This is a genomic window from Actinoplanes sp. NPDC004185, assembly GCF_053603475.1.
The window spans coordinates 50,664-68,185 of the sequence record NZ_JBSGFR010000005.1 but is presented as its reverse complement, the minus strand read 5'-3'; the positions used below and the strand labels follow the sequence as shown (position 1 = coordinate 68,185).

At 72.1% G+C, this 17,522-nt stretch carries 13 protein-coding genes; 6 read left to right on the top strand and 7 right to left on the bottom strand.

The genetic code is table 11. The annotated features are described in order from the left end of the window. Positions 1-102: 102 nt before the first annotated feature. The 3 genes from ACWEOZ_RS06905 to rsmA all read right to left on the bottom strand — a co-directional run bounded on the left by ACWEOZ_RS06905 (position 103) and on the right by rsmA (position 3,860). Positions 103-1,905, bottom strand: a complete 1,803-nt coding sequence (locus tag ACWEOZ_RS06905; RefSeq protein WP_451909795.1) for an ABC-F family ATP-binding cassette domain-containing protein — start codon at positions 1,903-1,905, stop codon at positions 103-105. 7 nt (positions 1,906-1,912) lie between these two features. Continuing rightward, positions 1,913-2,860 carry a 4-(cytidine 5'-diphospho)-2-C-methyl-D-erythritol kinase gene (locus tag ACWEOZ_RS06900; RefSeq protein ID WP_451909794.1) on the bottom strand — a complete coding sequence of 316 codons (948 nt, stop codon included), beginning with the start codon at positions 2,858-2,860 and terminating at the stop codon, positions 1,913-1,915. A 100-nt stretch (positions 2,861-2,960) separates the two neighbouring features. After that, positions 2,961-3,860: a 16S rRNA (adenine(1518)-N(6)/adenine(1519)-N(6))-dimethyltransferase RsmA gene (gene rsmA, locus ACWEOZ_RS06895; RefSeq protein WP_360828686.1), complete on the bottom strand. Its 900-nt coding sequence runs from the start codon at positions 3,858-3,860 to the stop codon at positions 2,961-2,963. Positions 3,861-3,942: 82 nt separating this feature from the next. Between rsmA and ACWEOZ_RS06890 the strand changes: the two genes are divergently transcribed. Next, on the top strand, positions 3,943-4,362 hold the full coding sequence (locus ACWEOZ_RS06890) for a hypothetical protein (protein WP_451909793.1): 420 nt from the start codon (positions 3,943-3,945) through the stop codon (positions 4,360-4,362). On the opposite strand, the gene ACWEOZ_RS06885 is transcribed toward ACWEOZ_RS06890, so the two are convergent. After that, positions 4,363-5,274, bottom strand: a complete 912-nt coding sequence (locus ACWEOZ_RS06885; RefSeq protein ID WP_451909792.1) for a TatD family hydrolase — start codon at positions 5,272-5,274, stop codon at positions 4,363-4,365. Positions 5,275-5,351: 77 nt separating this feature from the next. Here ACWEOZ_RS06885 and ACWEOZ_RS06880 point away from each other — a divergent pair, with 77 nt between their 5' ends. Beyond that, complete coding sequence (locus tag ACWEOZ_RS06880) at positions 5,352-6,386, top strand: hypothetical protein (RefSeq protein WP_451909791.1); 1,035 nt, start codon at positions 5,352-5,354, stop codon at positions 6,384-6,386. A gap of 42 nt (positions 6,387-6,428) precedes the next feature. Here the strand turns inward: ACWEOZ_RS06880 and ACWEOZ_RS06875 are convergent, their stop codons facing one another. Together ACWEOZ_RS06875 and metG are read right to left on the bottom strand one after the other, a co-directional pair. Then, positions 6,429-7,592 (bottom strand): PKD domain-containing protein, encoded by a 1,164-nt coding sequence (locus tag ACWEOZ_RS06875; RefSeq protein WP_451909790.1) that lies wholly within the window; start codon positions 7,590-7,592, stop codon positions 6,429-6,431. Between the two features lie 152 nt (positions 7,593-7,744). Then, positions 7,745-9,529, bottom strand: a complete 1,785-nt coding sequence (metG, locus tag ACWEOZ_RS06870) for a methionine--tRNA ligase (RefSeq protein WP_451909789.1) — start codon at positions 9,527-9,529, stop codon at positions 7,745-7,747. 120 nt (positions 9,530-9,649) lie between these two features. Between metG and ACWEOZ_RS06865 the strand changes: the two genes are divergently transcribed. After that, positions 9,650-11,065, top strand: coding sequence for a hypothetical protein (locus ACWEOZ_RS06865; RefSeq protein ID WP_451909788.1), 1,416 nt, complete (start codon positions 9,650-9,652; stop codon positions 11,063-11,065). On the opposite strand, the gene rsmI is transcribed toward ACWEOZ_RS06865, so the two are convergent. After that, positions 11,055-11,900 carry a 16S rRNA (cytidine(1402)-2'-O)-methyltransferase gene (gene rsmI, locus ACWEOZ_RS06860; RefSeq protein ID WP_451909787.1) on the bottom strand — a complete coding sequence of 282 codons (846 nt, stop codon included), beginning with the start codon at positions 11,898-11,900 and terminating at the stop codon, positions 11,055-11,057. The two genes, ACWEOZ_RS06865 and rsmI, sit on opposite strands and share 11 nt — an antisense overlap. A 25-nt stretch (positions 11,901-11,925) precedes the next feature. Between rsmI and ACWEOZ_RS06855 the strand changes: the two genes are divergently transcribed. From ACWEOZ_RS06855 to ACWEOZ_RS06845, 3 genes are all read left to right on the top strand, one after another. Beyond that, complete coding sequence (locus tag ACWEOZ_RS06855) at positions 11,926-13,572, top strand: dolichyl-phosphate-mannose--protein mannosyltransferase (RefSeq protein WP_451909786.1); 1,647 nt, start codon at positions 11,926-11,928, stop codon at positions 13,570-13,572. Between the two features lie 621 nt (positions 13,573-14,193). Beyond that, positions 14,194-15,081, top strand: coding sequence for a hypothetical protein (locus tag ACWEOZ_RS06850; RefSeq protein WP_451909785.1), 888 nt, complete (start codon positions 14,194-14,196; stop codon positions 15,079-15,081). Continuing rightward, the gene (locus ACWEOZ_RS06845) at positions 15,078-17,507 is read left to right on the top strand and encodes a bifunctional polysaccharide deacetylase/glycosyltransferase family 2 protein (RefSeq protein ID WP_451909784.1); all 2,430 of its coding nucleotides are present in this window, start codon (positions 15,078-15,080) and stop codon (positions 17,505-17,507) included. The genes ACWEOZ_RS06850 and ACWEOZ_RS06845 overlap by 4 nt, the downstream gene beginning before the upstream one ends. Positions 17,508-17,522: the final 15 nt, after the last annotated feature.

Below are 17,522 nucleotides of genomic sequence, written 5' to 3'. Positions count from 1 at the left end.
GGTGTCCGTCTCCAACGTCGGGTGGTGTCGTAGGGGATTCTCGCGCATCGCCGGATTCGGCGCAGGGGCACCCCCGGATCATGGTGGTGCCGGGGGTGCGGGTCAGCTCTCGGGCACGCGTTCGGCGAGCTCGAGCCAGGCTTCCTCGACCTGGCCGCGTTCTTCCTGTACGGCTTTGAGCTGGGCGTCCAGCTCCATGATCTTGTCGTAGTCGCTGCCGTGCACGGCCAGGCTCTCGTTGATCTTGAGAATGCGCTCGTCGAGCTTGGCGACCTGGCGTTCGAGCCGGGACAGGTCCTTGCGGGCGGCGCGCAGCTCGGCCGCCGACATGCCGGACGGGTCCGTCGGGGCCTTGCCGCCGGCGGTCAGCAGCTCGCCGGGCGGGGCGGCGGGGTTGCCGGCCCGGGACAGGTATTCGTCGATGCCGCCGGGCAGGTGCACCAGCCGGCCGTCGCCGAACATCCCGTACGCGGTGTCGGTCACGCGTTCGACCAGGTAGCGGTCGTGGCTGGCGACGATCATGGTGCCCGGCCAGGAGTCGAGCAGGTCCTCCAGCGACGCCAGCGTGTCGGTGTCGAGGTCGTTGGTGGGCTCGTCGAGCAGCAGCACGTTGGGCTCGGTGGCCAGCAGCCGCAGCAGTTGCAGGCGCCGCCGCTCGCCGCCGGACAGGTCGCTGACCGGGGTCCAGATCCGCTTGTCGGTGAAGCCGAACACCTCGGCGAGCTGGCCCGCGGAGAGCTCCCGGTCGCCGAGCTGCACCCGCCGGGCGACCTCCTCGACCGCTTCGAGCAGCCGCAGGTGCCCGGGCAGCTCCCGGAGCTCCTGGGAGAGGAAGGCCGCTTTCACCGTCGAGCCGGTGACCAGCCGCCCGCCGTCGGGCTTGGTGATCCCGGCGAGCAGGCGCAGCAGGGTGGTCTTGCCGGCGCCGTTGGCGCCGAGGATGGCGATCCGGTCGCCCGGACCGACCTGCCAGGTCAGGTTCTGGAAGATCGGCTTGGGGCCGGCGTGCAGGGTGACGTCCGCCAGGTCGTAGACCTGCTTGCCGAGTCGGGTGGTGGCCAGCCGCTGCAGGCTGACCTGGTCGCGGACCGGCGGCACGTCGGCGATCAGCGCGTTGGCCGCGTCGATCCGGAACTGCGGCTTGGAGGTCCGGGCCGGCGGGCCGCGGCGCAGCCAGGCGATCTCCTTGCGGAGCAGGTTCTGCCGGCGGGACTCCACTGCGGCGGCGACCCGCAGGCGCTCGGCCCGGGACAGGGTCCAGGCCGCGTAGCCGCCCTCGTACGCGTACACCTGCTCGTCGACGACCTCCCAGGTCGCGGTGCAGACGGCGTCGAGGAACCAGCGGTCGTGGGTGACCACGACGAGCGAGCCGCGCCGGCCCAGCAGGTAGCGGGCCAGCCAGTCGACGCCGGCCACGTCCAGGTGGTTGGTGGGCTCGTCGAGGATGAGCAGGTCGGACTCGCGGACCAGCAGGGCGGCCAGCGCGACCCGGCGGCGTTCGCCCCCGGACATCGGCCCGACCGGGGTCTCCAGGCCGAGGTGGCCCATGCCGAGGCCGGTGAGGATCTCCCGGACGCCGGCGTCGCCGGCCCACTCGTGCTCGGCGCCCATGCCCTCGCTGAGCCAGGCGGTGCCCAGCACGACATCGCGGACGGTCGCCTCGGGGGCGAGCGTCAGCGTCTGCGGAAGTGCGGCGACGCGCAGATCACGACGGTGCGTGACCCGGCCGGAGTCCGGCTCCTCGAGCTTGGCGAGCATGCGCAGCAGGGTGGACTTGCCGGCCCCGTTGAGGCCGACGATGCCCACCCGGGCGTCGTCGTCCAGCCCCAGGGAAACGTCGGTAAGCAGCTGACCGGCGGCTCCGTAGCCCTTGTTCACCCGGTCCAGATTGATGATGTTGGCCACGATGCCTCTAGGTTACCCGGGCCCCCGGCATCGGTCCCCGCGCGGTGAGGGCGGTGCGGCACACCCCGGCCTCGTTGAGGCGGGCCGCGACCCGTTCGGCGTGCGTGCCGTCGGTGGCGAGGAACACACAGGTGGGTCCGGAGCCGGAGACGATGCCGGCGACCGCGCCCGCGTCGTAGCCGGCCTTGAGCACGTCGGCCAGGGCGGGCCGCAGCGACAACGCGGCGGGCTGCAGGTCGTTGGCGAGCGCGGCCCCGAGCACCTCGGGTTTGCGCTGGCGCAGGGCGCCCATCAGCTCGTCCGCGCTCTCCAGGGCCGTGGGCGGCCACGGGCTGTCGCGCAGCCGGTCGAGCTCGCGGTAGACCTCGGGGGTGGACAGGCCGCCGTCGGCGATGGCGACCACCCAGTGCCAGGTGGTCGGCCGGGCCAGGATCGGGCTGACGGTCTCGCCGTGCCCGGTGCCCAGGGCCGTGCCGCCGTGCAGCAGGAACGGCACGTCCGAGCCGAGCTCGGCGCCGATCTCGGCCAGCTCGTCCTTGCTGTAGCCGGTCCCCCAGAGCAGATCGCAGGCGAGCAGCGTGGCCGCCGCGTCGGCGCTGCCGCCGGCCAGGCCGCCGGCGAGCGGGATGGACTTGCGCAGGTGCAGCCGGGCATGCGCGGGTACGCGCGCCTTGGCGGCCAGCGCCCGGGCGGCCCGCATGATCAGGTTGCTGTCGTCGAGGGCGAGCTCACCGGCGCCCTCGCCTTCCATGGTCAGCGCGAGGGTGTCGCCGCGGCGCGCGGTCAGCTCGTCGAAGAGGCTGATCGCGTGGTAGACCGTGTTCAGCTCGTGGAAGCCGTCGGCGCGCAGCGGCCCGACCCCGAGGTGCAGGTTGATCTTCGAGGGCACGCGGACCTTCACCGGGCCGGCGAACCGGCGGGGCTTGTCGTCGTCCGGCCCCCACGCCTCCGTCACGGAGTGACGTCCGCGATCGGCCGCCGGATCCCGGACGGCGCGGCCGGCCGCTGCTTGATCGGGTCGGGGGTCCCCATGACGTGGCCGGTCGGTCGCGCTGTCATGAGTCCACCTCCTCGTGCCGCCTGCCGGACGCGCTGAGCTTACCGCCGTACCCCGGGCCGGTGGCGGCAGCCGCGATCGCGGCGAACTGCTGCACCGAGAGCGACTCCCCGCGGGCCTGCGGGCTGATCCCGGCGGTGACCAGGACCTTCTCGGCCTCACCGGCGCCGCCGGCCCAGCCGGCCAGCGCGGCCCGCAGCGTCTTGCGGCGCTGGGCGAAGGCCGCGTCGACCACCTGGAAGACCGTCCGGCGGTCCACGCCGGCGGGCGGGGTGCGGGCCGCGAACGCCACCAGTCCGGAATCCACGTTCGGCACCGGCCAGAACACCGCGGGCGGGACCTTGCCGGCCGCGCGCGCCTCGGCGTACCAGGCGAGTTTGACCGACGGGACGCCGTACACCTTCGAGCCGGGGCCGGCCACCAGCCGGTCCGCGACCTCCTTCTGCACCATCACCAGGCCGCCGCGCAGCGTGGGGAGCTCGGCGAGCAGGTGCAGCACGACCGGCACCGCCACGTTGTACGGCAGGTTCGCCACGAGCATCGTCGGCGCCGGGAGCAGCTCGGCCGCCCGGATCCGCAGGGCGTCGGCGTGGTGCACGGTCAGTTTGGCGACATCGGCCCGTTCCGCCACCGTCGCCGGCAGCGCGGCGGCGAGCACCGGGTCGAGCTCGACGGCGTGTACGTGCGCGGCCGTCCCGAGCAGTCCCAGCGTCAGCGAGCCCAGCCCGGGCCCCACCTCCAGGACCACGTCGTCGCTGGTCAGTGCGGCCGCGGCGACGATCCGGCGGACCGTGTTGGGGTCGTGCACGAAGTTCTGGCCGAGCTTCTTGGTCGGCGCGACGCCGAGGCGCGCGGCGAGCTCCCGGATCTCCGCCGGGCCGAGCAGTGCGTCAGCCATGAGGTCAGAGCCTACGGCCGCCGGGGAGTGACGGGACCGCACGGGGCAGCGGTGACCGGCCCCGACACGGTAGAACGAGGTCATGACGGAGCTGCTCGAGCTGCGCGGCGTGGTGGAAGCCGCCCCGGACGACGTCGCCGGTGTGCTGCTCGACGCCCGGCCCGGTGGGCGTTCGCCGCTGGCCGCGACCGGCTCCGCGACCCCGGCGCGGGGTGACGAGTTCACCGTCACGCTGGAGGGCAGCACGATCACGGTGACCCTCGACCGCGCCGCCCGCTCGATCGCCCAGCAGGGCGAGTGGTGGTATCGCGGGGTCACCAGCGTCGAGCCGGACGAGCGCGGCTCGCTGGTGCTCTACCGCATCTTCAACGTGGCGCCGGGGCACCGCTGGGCGGTCCGGTTCGTCTCCCGGGGACCGCTGGCGGCGGCGCCCACGGCGTTCGCCAAGCTGCTGGGCGGGCTGGGCGAGCAGCTCGACTGCGCCGCCTATCCGCTGGCCTGATCAGCGCCAGGGCCCGAAGGCCCGCTCGCCGTTGGCCGAGACGGCCGCGCAGAGCGCGTCCAGGTCGGTGCCGGTGGTCCCGGCCAGGGCCCGCATGGTGAGCGGGATCAGGTACGAGGCGTTGGGCCGGCCCCGGTACGGCACCGGCGTCAGGTACGGCGCGTCGGTCTCGACCAGCAGCTGCTCGGGCGGGGTCAGCGCCGCCGCCTCGCGCAGGTGGCCGGCGCTGGCGAAGGTGACCGTCCCGGCGAAGCTGAGCAGGTAGCCGCGGCGTACGCACTCGGCGGCGAAGTCGGCGTCACCGGAGAAGCAGTGCAGCACCACGACCTCCGGGGCGCCTTCCTCGTCCAGCACGCGCAGCACGTCGGCGTGGGCCTCGCGGTCGTGGATGATCAGCGGTTTGGCGTACCGCTTGGCGACCGCGATGTGGGCCCGGAAGCTGAGCTCCTGGGCGGCCCGGCCGTCGTCGCCGGTGCGGAACGTGTCCAGCCCGGTCTCGCCGAGGCCGCGGACGCGGGGCTGGGCGGCGAGGGCCTCGATCTCGCGCAGCGCCTCGTCGAGATCGGCCAGCCGCGGCGCCTCGTTCGGGTGCAGCGCCACCGCGGCCAGCACCGACGGGTTGCGCTCGGCCAGCTCGGCGCTCCACACCGAGGACGCCACGTCGACGCCGACCTGCAGCAGCCGGTCCACACCGGACTTGGCGGCGGCGTCGATGAGCGCCTGCACCGGGTCGTCGGTGCCGGCGCCGCCCGGTACCGAGCCGCCGGGCACGCCGGCCTCGTGGACGGTGATGTCGAGATGGGTGTGGCTGTCGAAGACCGGAACCGCCAGTGGCTCGGGTGCGGGCGGGAACTCACCCGCGCGCCGGGCGGCCCGGGCTTTACGGGACTCGGAAGGCTGAGAACTGTTCATCGCTGTCCAGGATCACACAGCACCACGGGTAACCCGGCGTTCATCCCCGGTACACCCGCCGGGCCTAGTTTGCTCTGGTGACCGTGACCGGTGAGGCCGCCGACGTCGGTACCGACCCTCTCGAGCCGCCCCTGACGGCTCCGCTCCGCCGCGATCTGACCTGGGAACGGGTGCAGTCGATGGCCCAGTCCGCCGGTCACCGCGATGACGTGGTGCTGCGACAGATCCGCGCCACCGCCGCCGTACGCCGCGGCACCCGGATGACCAAGGTGCTGTCCGCCGCCCAGTTCGCCGGTCACCTGGCCGGCTGGATGCCGTACGGCTTCTGCTACCGCGCCTGCGACATCGCCCACCTGCGTCTGCCCGGCGAGCTGGCGTTGCTGCGCACGGACGGGGCCGGCGACTCCCAGGTCGCGTACGCGTTGCGCTGGCGCGCGGTCGACCCGAGTGACTACGAGATCCCGATGGGTGCCGTCCAGCCGGGACTGTCCGCCCTGCCGGCCCACTCACGGATCGGCCCGATGGTGCTGGGCACCGGTTTCACGCCGAGCACCGACGACCTGATCCCGGAGTTCGTCACCGCGGACTTCGCCGACCTGCCGCTGCCGGCCAACGCACAGCTGCTGGCCTACCCGGGCACGGGCGACGAGGTGGTGCTCTACACGTACCAGCCGGAGCAGCACGGCTGGCTGCGGCTGGCCGGCCCGCGCTGGCGGCACCTGCTGGAGGGGCTGCCCGGGGTGAGCCCGGACCGCGAGTACGTGCCGTGCACCGACGCGGGCTCGGCCCGGCTGATCGGGCGGATCAACGATCACGAGTATCAGGCCGTCGCCGACCCGCCGGAGGAGTTCCGGGCCCGGGCGCTGACCCGCGCGGCCCGCTATCCGGTGACGACGCTGAGCCGCCGGGCCGAGAAGGCGCTCTGGCGCGAGGTTCCGTGCTGGGTGTTGCAGCGTGACGACAGCTGGGCCCGGCTGCGGCTGGTGCGGCCCGACGCCGACGCGGTGGCCGCCGTAGGTGCGCGCTGTTACGAGCGCGGTGTCTACGAGGTGTGGGCGCCGATGCGGGAGCTCACCGACCACCACATCGCCGAGTTGCCGTACCAGTTGTGACGGGGCCGGCGAAGGCCGGCCCCGTTCCTCGGTGCACGGTGCTCAGCTGCGGGTGATCTTCGCCTCGACCGTCGCGAACTTGCCCCAGTTGGCCGACACGTCCTGGGTCGACGCGTCGACCCACAGGGTGCCCTTGGCGACGCCCTTGAGCCGCAAGGTCCACTTGCCCTTCTTGGCCTTCACGTAGTGCGCCACGCAGTACTTGTCGTACTGCGCCTCGTTCTTCACGAGCTTCCACGTGTTGTTCGAGCTGTAGCAGTAGTACTTGCCGCCGGACAGGCGGGAGGCGAACACCGCGACGCGGTACACACCGGATCCCTTGTCCTTGGCCGTACCGGTGGCGTACTTCCAGCTCTTGAGCCGGTTGCTCTTCTTCGGCTTCTTGACGGTGGCGGTGGGCTTCCAGCTGTCCTGCTTGACCGCGACCTTGCCGATCACGATGGCCGACGACGCACCGTACTTGTTGTAGAAGGTCGCCCGCGACGTGACGGATCCCTTGACGTAGCTGCCGCCCTTGCGGATGTAGTAGTAGAGCCTGGCGGTCTGGTTCTTACCCTCGAGCGTCACCACCCAGCCGTCGCCCTGGTCGAAGACGATCTTCATGGTGCCCTTCGGCACGCTGGAGAAGGTGACCGAGAACGGCTCGTGCGCCCAGACGGTGGTCTTGCTGAACTTGAACTTGCCCGGCGTCGTGATGGTGACGGTCGAGGTCGCCTTGCTGCTGTTGCCCGCGGCGTCCTGGTAGGTCACCGTGACCGTGAACTTGCCGTTGGCGGTGTACTTGTGGGTGTACTGCGCCGTGTCCGCCGCGAGCGTGGTCGACGTGCCGTCGCCCCAGGTCGCCACGCGGGTGACCTGCTCGGCGGGGGTGGTGTCATCGGTGACCGCACCCTGGGTGAGGCTGACCGACTGACCGATCCACAGCGCCCGTGAGTTCAGCGAGAACTTGCCGACCGGGGCGGCCGTGTCGGCCGGGTCCGGCTCGGGCGTGACAGTGTCCGTCGGCTCCGGCGCGGGGTCCTCGGTGTCCGTCGGGTCCGGCACAGGGACGGTCGGGTCCGGCGTCGGGTCGTCCTGCACCGACGCGTCCGTCGAGGCCGGGGAGGTGGGTTCGGCCGAGGCGGGTCCGCCGACCAGGGTGCCCCCGGCCACCAGCGCGCCGCTGATCGCGAACGCCAGCAGCGGACGCGTGAGACGTGACTTCATCAAGCTCCTTCGAGGGGAAGACCGCACGAAGGAAGCACGCCATCGGTACGGCGACGTCAGAACGTCGCCGTACCGATGAAACGCTTGCGTATCCCCCGTGGTTCGCGCCGAAGGTACCGGACGACCACAAGGTTCATCAATCCGGTTGACGGTCAGGACCCCAGGCGCTCGAGCTCCTCCTCGACCACCGACGGGTCCAGCTTGCGGAAGACCGGCTTGGGCGCGGCCAGCGGTGTGCCGGCCACCAGCGGCACCGACTCCCACCGGGCGCCGACCGTGTAGTCGCCGGTGAGCACCGGATAGCCCGGGCCGCCGTCGAGGTCGTCGACCTCCACGATGGACGGCATCGGCGCGTGCACCCCGGTGCCACCGAGCAGATCGTGCACCTTCTGCGCGGAGTGCGGTAGGAACGGGGTCAGCAGCGTGTTCAAGTCGCTGATCGCCTGCAGCGCGGTCGCCAGGACGGTGCCCATCCGCGGCTTGGACGCCTCGTCCTTGAGCTTCCACGGGGCCTGGTCGGAGAGGTACTTGTTGGCCTCGGCGACCAGGCGCATGGCCTCGCCGATCGCGGCCTTCTGCCGGTGCTTGCCGATCAGCTCACCGACGCTGGTGAAGCCCGCCCGCACCGAGGCGAGCAGCGCGAGGTCCTCCTCCTGCGGGTCGGCGAGCGGCGGGATCGCGCCGAAGTTCTTCGCCGCCATCGAGATGGACCGGTTGACCAGGTTGCCCCAGCCGGCGACCAGCTCGTCGTTGTTGCGCCGGACGAACTCGGCCCAGGTGAAGTCGGTGTCGTTGGACTCCGGGCCGGCGGCCGCGATGAAGTAGCGCAGGGCGTCGGCGTCGTAGCGCTCCAGGAAGTCACGGACGTAGATGACGACCTTGCGCGACGAGGAGAACTTGCGGCCCTCCATGGTCAGATACTCGCTGGAGACGACCTCGGTGGGCAGGTTGAGCGCGCCCAGCGAGCCGGGCTGGCCACCCTTGTCACCCGCACCCGAGTAGCCGAGCAGCAACGACGGCCAGATCACCGAGTGGAAGACGATGTTGTCCTTGCCCATGAAGTAGTAGCCGAGCGACTCGTCGTCCTGCCACCACTTGCGCCACGCGTCCGGGTCACCGGACCGGCGGGCCCACTCGATGGACGCCGACAGGTAGCCGATGACCGCGTCGAACCACACGTAGATGCGCTTGTCCGGGCGGTCCCGCCAGCCGTCGAGCGGGATCGGGATGCCCCACTCCAGGTCCCGGGTGATCGCCCGGGGCTGCAGGTCCTCCAGCAGGTTCTTGGAAAACTTCAGCACGTTGGGACGCCAGCCGTCGCGGGTGTCGAGCCACTTGCCCAGCGCCGCGGCGAAGGCCGGCAGATCCAGGAAGAAGTGCTCGGTCTCGACGAACTGCGGGGTCTCGCCGTTGATCCGGGAGCGGGGGTTGATCAGCTGCTCCGGGTCGAGCTGGTTGCCGCAGTTGTCGCACTGGTCGCCGCGGGCGCTCTCGTAACCGCAGATCGGGCAGGTGCCCTCGATGTAGCGGTCCGGCAGGGTGCGGCCGGTGGACGGCGAGATCGCGCCCAGCGTCGTCTTGGCCACGATGTAGCCGTTGGCGTGCAGGCCGGTGAACAGCTCCTGCACGACGGCGTAGTGGTTGCCGGTGGTGGTCCGGGTGAACAGGTCGTACGACAGGCCGAGGCCGTGCAGGTCCTCGACGATCACCCGGTTGTAGCGGTCGGCGAGCTCACGGGGCGTCACCCCGTCCGCGTCGGCCTGGACCTGGATCGGCGTGCCGTGCTCGTCGGTCCCCGAGACCATGAGCACGTCGTGCCCGGACATCCGCATGTACCGGCTGAAGACGTCGGAGGGCACCCCGAAGCCGGAGACATGACCGATGTGGCGCGGGCCGTTGGCGTAGGGCCAGGCGACCGCGGCGAGAACGTGACTCATGGGGACCAAGCGTAGTGACCTCGGCGTCCGGCCTGCGAACGGCTGGCGGGCCGCCCTTTTTGTCCCGACACGCCCCTCATCTCCCTGATCGCCGCGGAAACCCGTAGTCCAATGGGAGTCATGACGGGTGACGCGCCACAGCCTGGGGAAACCTCCCGCGACGACGGCAGCCCGTGGTCGCACGCGGACCCCGCCTCCCCCTGGTGGCGCGCCGACGAGCAGGACACCGGCGCCGACCGTCCGCACGCCCAGCGCCGGCGGACCACCCCGGCGGCGGCTGCCGCGGCTGCGTCGTCCGCGACGCCGACCCTGGACCCGCCGCCGGCGGCCCAGCACACCGGCGAGGCCGCCGAGGCCCACCGGGCCGGCGCCGAGGACGTACGCGCGGCCCTCACCGGCGAAGCACCCCGCCCGGCGACCGCGGAGCCCGGCGTCCGTGAACCGGCAGCCCCCCGACACGCCCAACCCCAGCAGGTCCAGCCCCAGCCACCGCAGGGCCCGCAACAGCAGGCGGCCGAGCCGAAGCAGGCCGCCCCTGCCAAGGCCGGGGACGCCCGCCCGGAGAGTGACAAGGCCACCGAGCAGAACCACGACCGGGTGGACTCCGAGCGCTTCAACACCGCCGGCGAGGGCACCGTCTACGCCACCCGCAACCGGGTCCGTCCCGCCGAGCCCCAGCGGGACACCACGATCGTCGACGCGCTCACCGCCGTACCGGTCGAGCCGCCGCAGGCGGAAGCCCCCGAGGTGATGGTCCTGCCGGAGCCGGACCGCAACCGGCCCACCGTGGCCCTGGACCGCACCGCGGTGCCCGGCCAGCCGCCCTCCGGGCTGTCCCGGCTCGGCCGCACCCGGCACGATCCGGCCCGGGCCGACCGGGCCCTGCAGGACCGGGTACGCCAGGAGCGCACCGCCGCGCTGCTCGAGACGTCCCCGTTCTGGAAGGCCGAGGAGGAACGCCGCGCGCTGTCCGCACCACCGGCCGAGGCCCCCGAGAAGGTCGCCGAGGTCCGCCAGCGGGCCCGTCGCCGCGCGCCCGAGCCTCGCCGTCCCGCCGCCGGCCTGGTCGGGCTGCTCGCCCTCGGGCTGATCGCCACCTTCTTCGCCTGGGTCAGCGCCGAGCCGTTCTGGCTCGCCGTCGGGCACGGCGACCGGGGTTCCGCGACCGTCACCCGGTGCACCGGCTCGGGGGTCAGCCAGCGCTGCACCGGCCAGTTCACCGCCGCGAACGGCACCTATCGGGTGGACCGGCTGGCCCTGTTCGGCATCGAGCCGGCCCAGCGGGCGCCCGGGACGAGCGCGCCGGCCCGGATGGTGAGCAGCGACAGCCGGCAGGCGTACGCGGGTGACACCGGTGTGCTCGTGCACCTGCGCTGGGCGCTGAGCTTCGTGCTGGTGCTGCTCTGCGGTCTGGGCATCGCCGCGCTGACCGGGGCCCGGCGGCTGGAGACGGCCCGGGCGCGGCGCGCGGCTCTGCTGGTCAGCCTGGCCGGTCCGCTGGTCCTGCTCGCAGGGTTCCTCTACGTCACTTATTGACGGTGTGCACCAGGGCGTAGACGTCGCGTTTGCGCAGCCCGTACATGTCGGCCACGGCCTGGATCGCGTCGCGCCGCGACTCGCCCGCGGCCTCGCGCTCGACGACCGCCGCGCGCAGATCGTCGTCGGCCGGCCGCTCGGCCGGCCCGGCGGGCGCCCCGGCCACCACCACGGTGATCTCCCCGCGCGGCGCGGCCTCGGCGGACCACGCCGCCAGCTCGCCCAGCGGGCCCCGGCGGATCTCCTCGTAGGTCTTGGTCAGCTCGCGGCAGACCGCCGCCTCCCGCTCGGCGCCGAACGCACCCGCCAGGTCGGTCAGCGCCGCCGAGATCCGGTGCGGCGCCTCGAAGAAGACCAGCGTGCGCGGCTCGGTGGCGAGCTCGCGCAGCCGTGACCGGCGGCCGGAGCCGCCGCGCGGCAGGAAACCCTCGAAGCAGAACCGGTCGCTGGGCAGCCCGGAGAGCGCCAGGGCGGTGGTCACGGCGCTGGGTCCGGGGGCGGCGGTGACCGGGAAGCCGGCGTCCAGCGCGGCCCGGACCAGGCGGTAGCCCGGGTCGGAGACGCTGGGCATGCCGCCGTCGGTGACGACAGCGACGACCGCGCCGTCGCGCAGGGCGGTGACCAGATCTGGGGTACGGCGCTCCTCGTTGCCCTCGAAATACGACACGATCCGCCCGGACACGGTGACGTCCAGGTCCCGGGCCAGGCGCAGCAGCCGGCGGGTGTCCTCCGCGGCGACCACGTCCGCGCTGGCCAGCACCTCGCGCAGCCGGGTGGACGCGTCACCGGCGTTGCCCAGCGGCGCGCCGACCAGCACGACCCGGCCCGTACTCATGTCCGCCACCCGGGAAGTCCATCACATGAAGACGCGCGGGCGCCGAGCGCCGTGGACTTGTCCCGCGGCCTACGATCGCGGGGTGACTTCGGCGACAGCTGAAACAGAGATCAGCGCAGACATCCCTGCGGACGAGCCACCGGACGCCACGGCGGCCACGGGCGCCGGAGGTGTGCCCGACGCGGTGCGCCGCCGGCTGGCGACCCTGGACCGGTGGTGGAACCCGTACTCGTGGCTGGTCACCGGGGTGATCGTGGCGATCGCGGCGATCCTGCGGCTGGTCGGGCTGACCAAGCCGAAGGGGTACATCTTCGACGAGGTCTACTACCCGACCGACGCCTGGGACATGCTCCAGCACGGCGTGGAGTGGGACGAGAAGAACAACGGCCCGGCGTACGTGGTGCATCCGCCGCTGGGCAAGTGGCTGATCGCGCTCGGCGAGAAGGCGTTCGGCAACAACGAGCTGGGCTGGCGGATCTCGGGGGCGATCGCCGGCACCCTGATGATCCTGATCCTGATCCGGATCGCCTACCGGCTGTTCCACTCGATCGTGCTGGCCGGCATCGCGGGCCTGCTGATGACGCTCGACGGTTTCCAGCTGGTGCTGTCGCGCACGTCGCTGCTCGACATCTTCCTGGGGCTGTTCATCCTGGCCACCTTCGGGGCGCTGGTGCTGGACCGCGACCACTACCGCCGGCGCTGGCTGCGGGCCCTGGAGGACGGCTACGACCCGGCGACCGCCCACGGCCTGCCCCGCGTCTTCCCGTGGTGGCTGCTCACCGCCGGGGTGCTCTTCGGCCTGGCCTGCGGCGTCAAGTGGAGTGCGCTGTTCTTCGCGCCCTTCTACGGCCTGCTGGTGATCGTGTGGCGGGCCCAGGCGCGGCGCTCGGCGGGCGTACGCCGGCCGGCGCGGCGGGGCCTGCTCGGCGACCTCGGCTACCTGGTGCTGAGCTTCGTGCTGACGATCATCTTCTACCTGGCCTCGTGGACCGGCTGGTTCGTCACCGACACCGGCTACTTCCGGCACTACCGCGAGGCGAACGGGCTCAGCGAACCGCCGATCCTGGGCCCGCTGCTGAACCTGCTGCACTACCACTCCGAGGCGTACAACTTCCACAGCGGACTGACCGACCGGCACGTGTACCAGTCCTGGCCGTGGCAGTGGCTGCTGCTGGGCCGCCCGGTGGCGTTCTACTGGAACGGCAACGGCAGCTGCGGGGCCCCGAGCTGCGCCGCGGAGATCTTGCTGCTGGGCACGCCGATCCTGTGGTGGTCGTTCCTGCCCGCGCTGGGCGCGCTGGTGTGGTTCGGCATCGCCCGGCGGGACTGGCGGGCCTTCGCCATCGGTACGGGCGTGGTGGCCGGCCTGCTCCCGTGGTTCTACTTCGCGATCGCCGACGGACGCACCATGTTCGCCTTCTACGTGCTGCCGGCGCTGCCGTTCCTGATCCTGGCCGTCGTCTACGTGCTCGGCGCGATCATGACGCCACCGGAAGGGACGGCCACGGGGGCGGCACGCACGGACAGACAGCTGGTCGGCACGGTGGTGGCAGGTGTCTATGTGTTGCTGGTCGCGCTGTGCTTCGCGTACTTCTATCCGATCTTCGTGGGGCAGCTGATCCCCTACGCCGACTGGTCGGCCCGGATGTGGCTGGGCGGCCGCTGGATCTAGCGAGCCGGAAACACGGAAACGCCCGTCGCGGTCAGCGGCGGGCGTTTCTCGTGAGCCGTACTTCTTCAGACAAGACGTCTGGAGACAAGACTTCTACAGACAAGGCGCGCGCCCCGATCGCCTGCCACGGGGGAAGCGGGCGATAGAGGCGCGCATGGAGAAGCTTAACGACAGCCGATGACGGACACAACGGGTGGACTTACTCAGTTGCCGGGAAACTTGCCGCAGGTCGTCATCGGACTGTGACCAGGCGCGTACGCCGCTTCCACCCATGACAAAAGGTACATAGCGCTATATTGGTTTTAATGGTACTTATCTCTTGGTGAAAACCATTCGGATAATGGCGCGCACGACAGTCGGGAATGCGACAGGAAATCGTCGGCGAAAACGGCGTAACCTTTGCCTCCGGCACCCTTGCCCGCAGGTCAGCGAGACCTCCGGAAATGCGACGCACACCATCTTCAGCAGGTCAAACGTGAACACTCACCGTTTCGGCTGATTCCGGTCCCACGTTCGGCGGTCATCAGAACCGGTGACTGCCGTCAAGATCGCCGTAGATGTTCCTAAGCTCGCCGCGTGACATTGCAGGAGCCCCAAAACCCGCCAATCGCCGACGTCGACATGCCTGACACCGAGGTGATCGTCGTCGCGCATCCCTCGCCGGTGTTCGTGGACTCGACCGGCCGCCGCAGCCGCATGCTGCGCCGGGTCGCGTACGGCTTCGGTGCCCTCTGCATGGTCTACGGGGGGCTGATCAGCGTCAGCCTGGCCGGCGGACCAGTCAGCTCGAGCGCCGTCCTGCCCCTGCCCGACCTCGCGGACGGCAAGAACGAGGAGGATCTCGTGGTGGCCCGGCCGAGCCCGACCCCCGAACCGGTCGCCACCGCGACCAGCGCCCAGCCGATCCTGGAGGTCCTGCCCCGGCGCGGACTGCCGGTCAGCGGGCCACGGCACGCGCGGGCGGTCACGCCGCGCGGCACCGCCAGCTCCCGCCCGGCCCGGACCCCGGCGCCGGGGGCCACGACGAAGAAGCCCACGACGACCGCGGCCACTCCCAAGCCGGTCGAGTCGACGACGACCAAGCCGGCAACGCCGGCGACGACGCCGACGACCACCGAACCGACGGTGCCGCCTCCGCCGCCGGTCGCGCCGGTGCCCCCGTCGCCACCGGCCCCGCCGGCCATCCCGAAGACCGGCAGCGGCAGCGGCGGCCAGGGCGGCGGCAGCAGCGGCAGCGACAGCAGCGGCCAGGGCGGCGGCAGCAGTAGCGGCAGCGCCGGTAGCAGCGGCCAGGGCGGTGGCAGCGGCGGCTCGGTGGACGAGAAGCCCGGGACGAAAGCACCCGCAGCCGAGGCGCCCGCCGAGCAGGAGCCCGTCCCGCCGGCGCCGCCCGCGGTCGAGGTCGCCGTCAAGGTCGCGCCCGTGGCCGCCGTCCGGGCCGAGGTGGCCGTATTCCGCGACGCCGAGCCCGCCGAGGAGCCGGAGCCCAGCGACCAGGGCAAGCCGTGACCCGCCCACCGGCCCGCCGCAACCGCGGCCGCTCCCGCCGCCGGCTGCTGCCCCGCCCCCGGGTCCTGCTCGGCACGCTGCTGATCAGCCTCTTCGTCGGCGTGCTGGTGGTCCAGGCCTACATCAACGCCGAGTTCACCGGCGACCACCTGGAGTCCGAGGTCGGCGACCAGGCCGGCGTCCCGGCCGCCATCCGCAACGGTGGACCGATCATCAACACCACCGGCGGCCAGGAGAGCTCCAACCGGCTGCCGGAACGCACCATCGCGCTGACCTTCGACGACGGCCCCGACCCGGAGTGGACGCCGAAGGTCCTGCAGGTGCTCAAGGAGAACGACGCGCACGGCACGTTCTTCGTCGTCGGGTCCGAGGTGGCCCGCAACCCCGAGCTGACCCGGAGGATCACCGCCGACGGCAACGAGCTGGGCCTGCACACGTTCACCCACCCGAACATGCAGCGGCTGGCCCCGTGGCGGCGCGCCTTCGAGCTGTCGCAGACGCAGGTCGCCATCGCCCGCGCCGCGAACGTGCACACCAACCTCGCGCGGTTCCCGTACTCCTCGAAGCCGCAGGCCATCGACGAGGTGAACTGGCGGATCGTCAAGGAGGCCGGCAAGCAGGGCTACCTGGTCGTGGTCAACGACCTGGACAGCGAGGACTGGCAGCGCCCCGGCGTCGCGCAGATCGTGGGCAACGCGACCCCCAAGGGCAACGACTCCGCGGTCATCCTGTTCCACGACGCGGGCGGCGAACGGTCCCAGACGCTGGCGGCGCTGCGGGTCTTCATCCCGATGATGAAGGCGCGCGGCTACCGGTTCACCACGGTCACCGAGGGCCTGAACCTGTCCATCGCGGACCAGCGCAAGGACGCGGCCGCGGCGGTGCCGCTGCTGCCGGTGAACCCCGAGGCCAGCGGCACGGACAAGCTGCGCGGGACGGGACTGCTGTGGACCGTACGGCTGGCCGACGGCCTGGTGTGGGCCCTGGCCGGACTGTTCCTGGTGGTCGGGCTGCTGACCATCGGCCGTACGGCACTGCTGCTCGCCCTGGCCACCCGGCACGCCCGGCAGCGCCGCAAGCCCGGCTGGTCGTGGGGTCCGCCGGTCACCGAACCGGTCTCGGTCATCGTGCCCGCCTACAACGAGAAGGAGGGCATCGAGGCCGCCGTCCGGTCCCTGGCCGGCGGGGACTACCCGGACATCGAGGTGGTGGTCGTCGACGACGGTTCCACCGACGGCACGGCGGCGATCGTCGAACGGCTCGCTCTGCCCAACGTACGCGTCATCCGGGTGCCCAACGGCGGCAAGGCCAACGCCCTCAACACCGGGATCGCCCTGGCCCGGCACGACATCATCGTCACCGTCGACGGTGACACCATCTTCGAGCCCGACTCGATCCGGATGCTGGTGCAGCCGTTCGCCAGCCCGGCGGTCGGCGCGGTGGCCGGCAACGTCAAGGTCGGCAACCGCCAGACCCTGGTCGCGGCCTGGCAGCACATCGAGTACGTGATCGGTTTCAACCTCGACCGCCGCCTGTACGAGGTGCTCAACTGCATGCCGACCGTGCCCGGCGCGATCGGCGCGTTCCGCCGCACGGCGCTGGCCCAGGTCGGCGGGATCAGCGACGAGACGCTGGCCGAGGACACCGACGTGACGATGGCGCTGTGCCGGGCCGGCTGGCGGGTCGTCTACGAGGAGCGGGCCAAGGCCTGGACCGAGGCGCCGACGACGCTGGAACAGCTCTACCGCCAGCGCTACCGGTGGAGCTACGGCACCATGCAGGCGATGTGGAAGCACCGCCGGGCGCTGACCGACTCCGGCGACTCGGGCCGCTTCGGCCGGGTCGGGCTGCCGTTCCTCGCCCTGTTCGGGGTGGCGCTGCCGCTGCTGGCCCCGGTCATCGACATCATGCTGCTGTACGGCCTGGTGTTCTGGGAACTCGGCGCGACCATGATCGCCTGGGGGCTCATGCTGGCCCTGCAGCTGTTCACCGCGGCCGTGGCGTTCCGCTTCGACCACGAGTCGCTGCGCCCGCTGTGGCGCCTGCCGTTGCAACAGTTCGCGTACCGGCAGCTGATGTACCTGGTGTTGATCCAGTCCGCGGTGACCGCCATGACCGGCGGCCGGCTGCGCTGGCACAAACTGCACCGCGCCGGACTCACCGGTGCGCGCGACCTCGCCGCGGAGGCCCCGATGATCCCCTCGATCCCACCGGCCGGACCCAGCCAGGGCATCGCACCGGCCGTCGACACCTGGCCGCCGGTGCTCGGCCAGATGGGCGACCCGGTCCACCCGGCGACGGGCCGCGCCACCGCGCGCCCGCCGGTGCCGAGCCAGGCACCGGGACCCTGGGAGCCCGAAGACCTGCCGTCAGCCGGCTCGCCCCCGGGCGGCGGCTCCGGCCCTGTGGTCACCCGCGGGGCCTGAGAAAGGGTCCCGCAC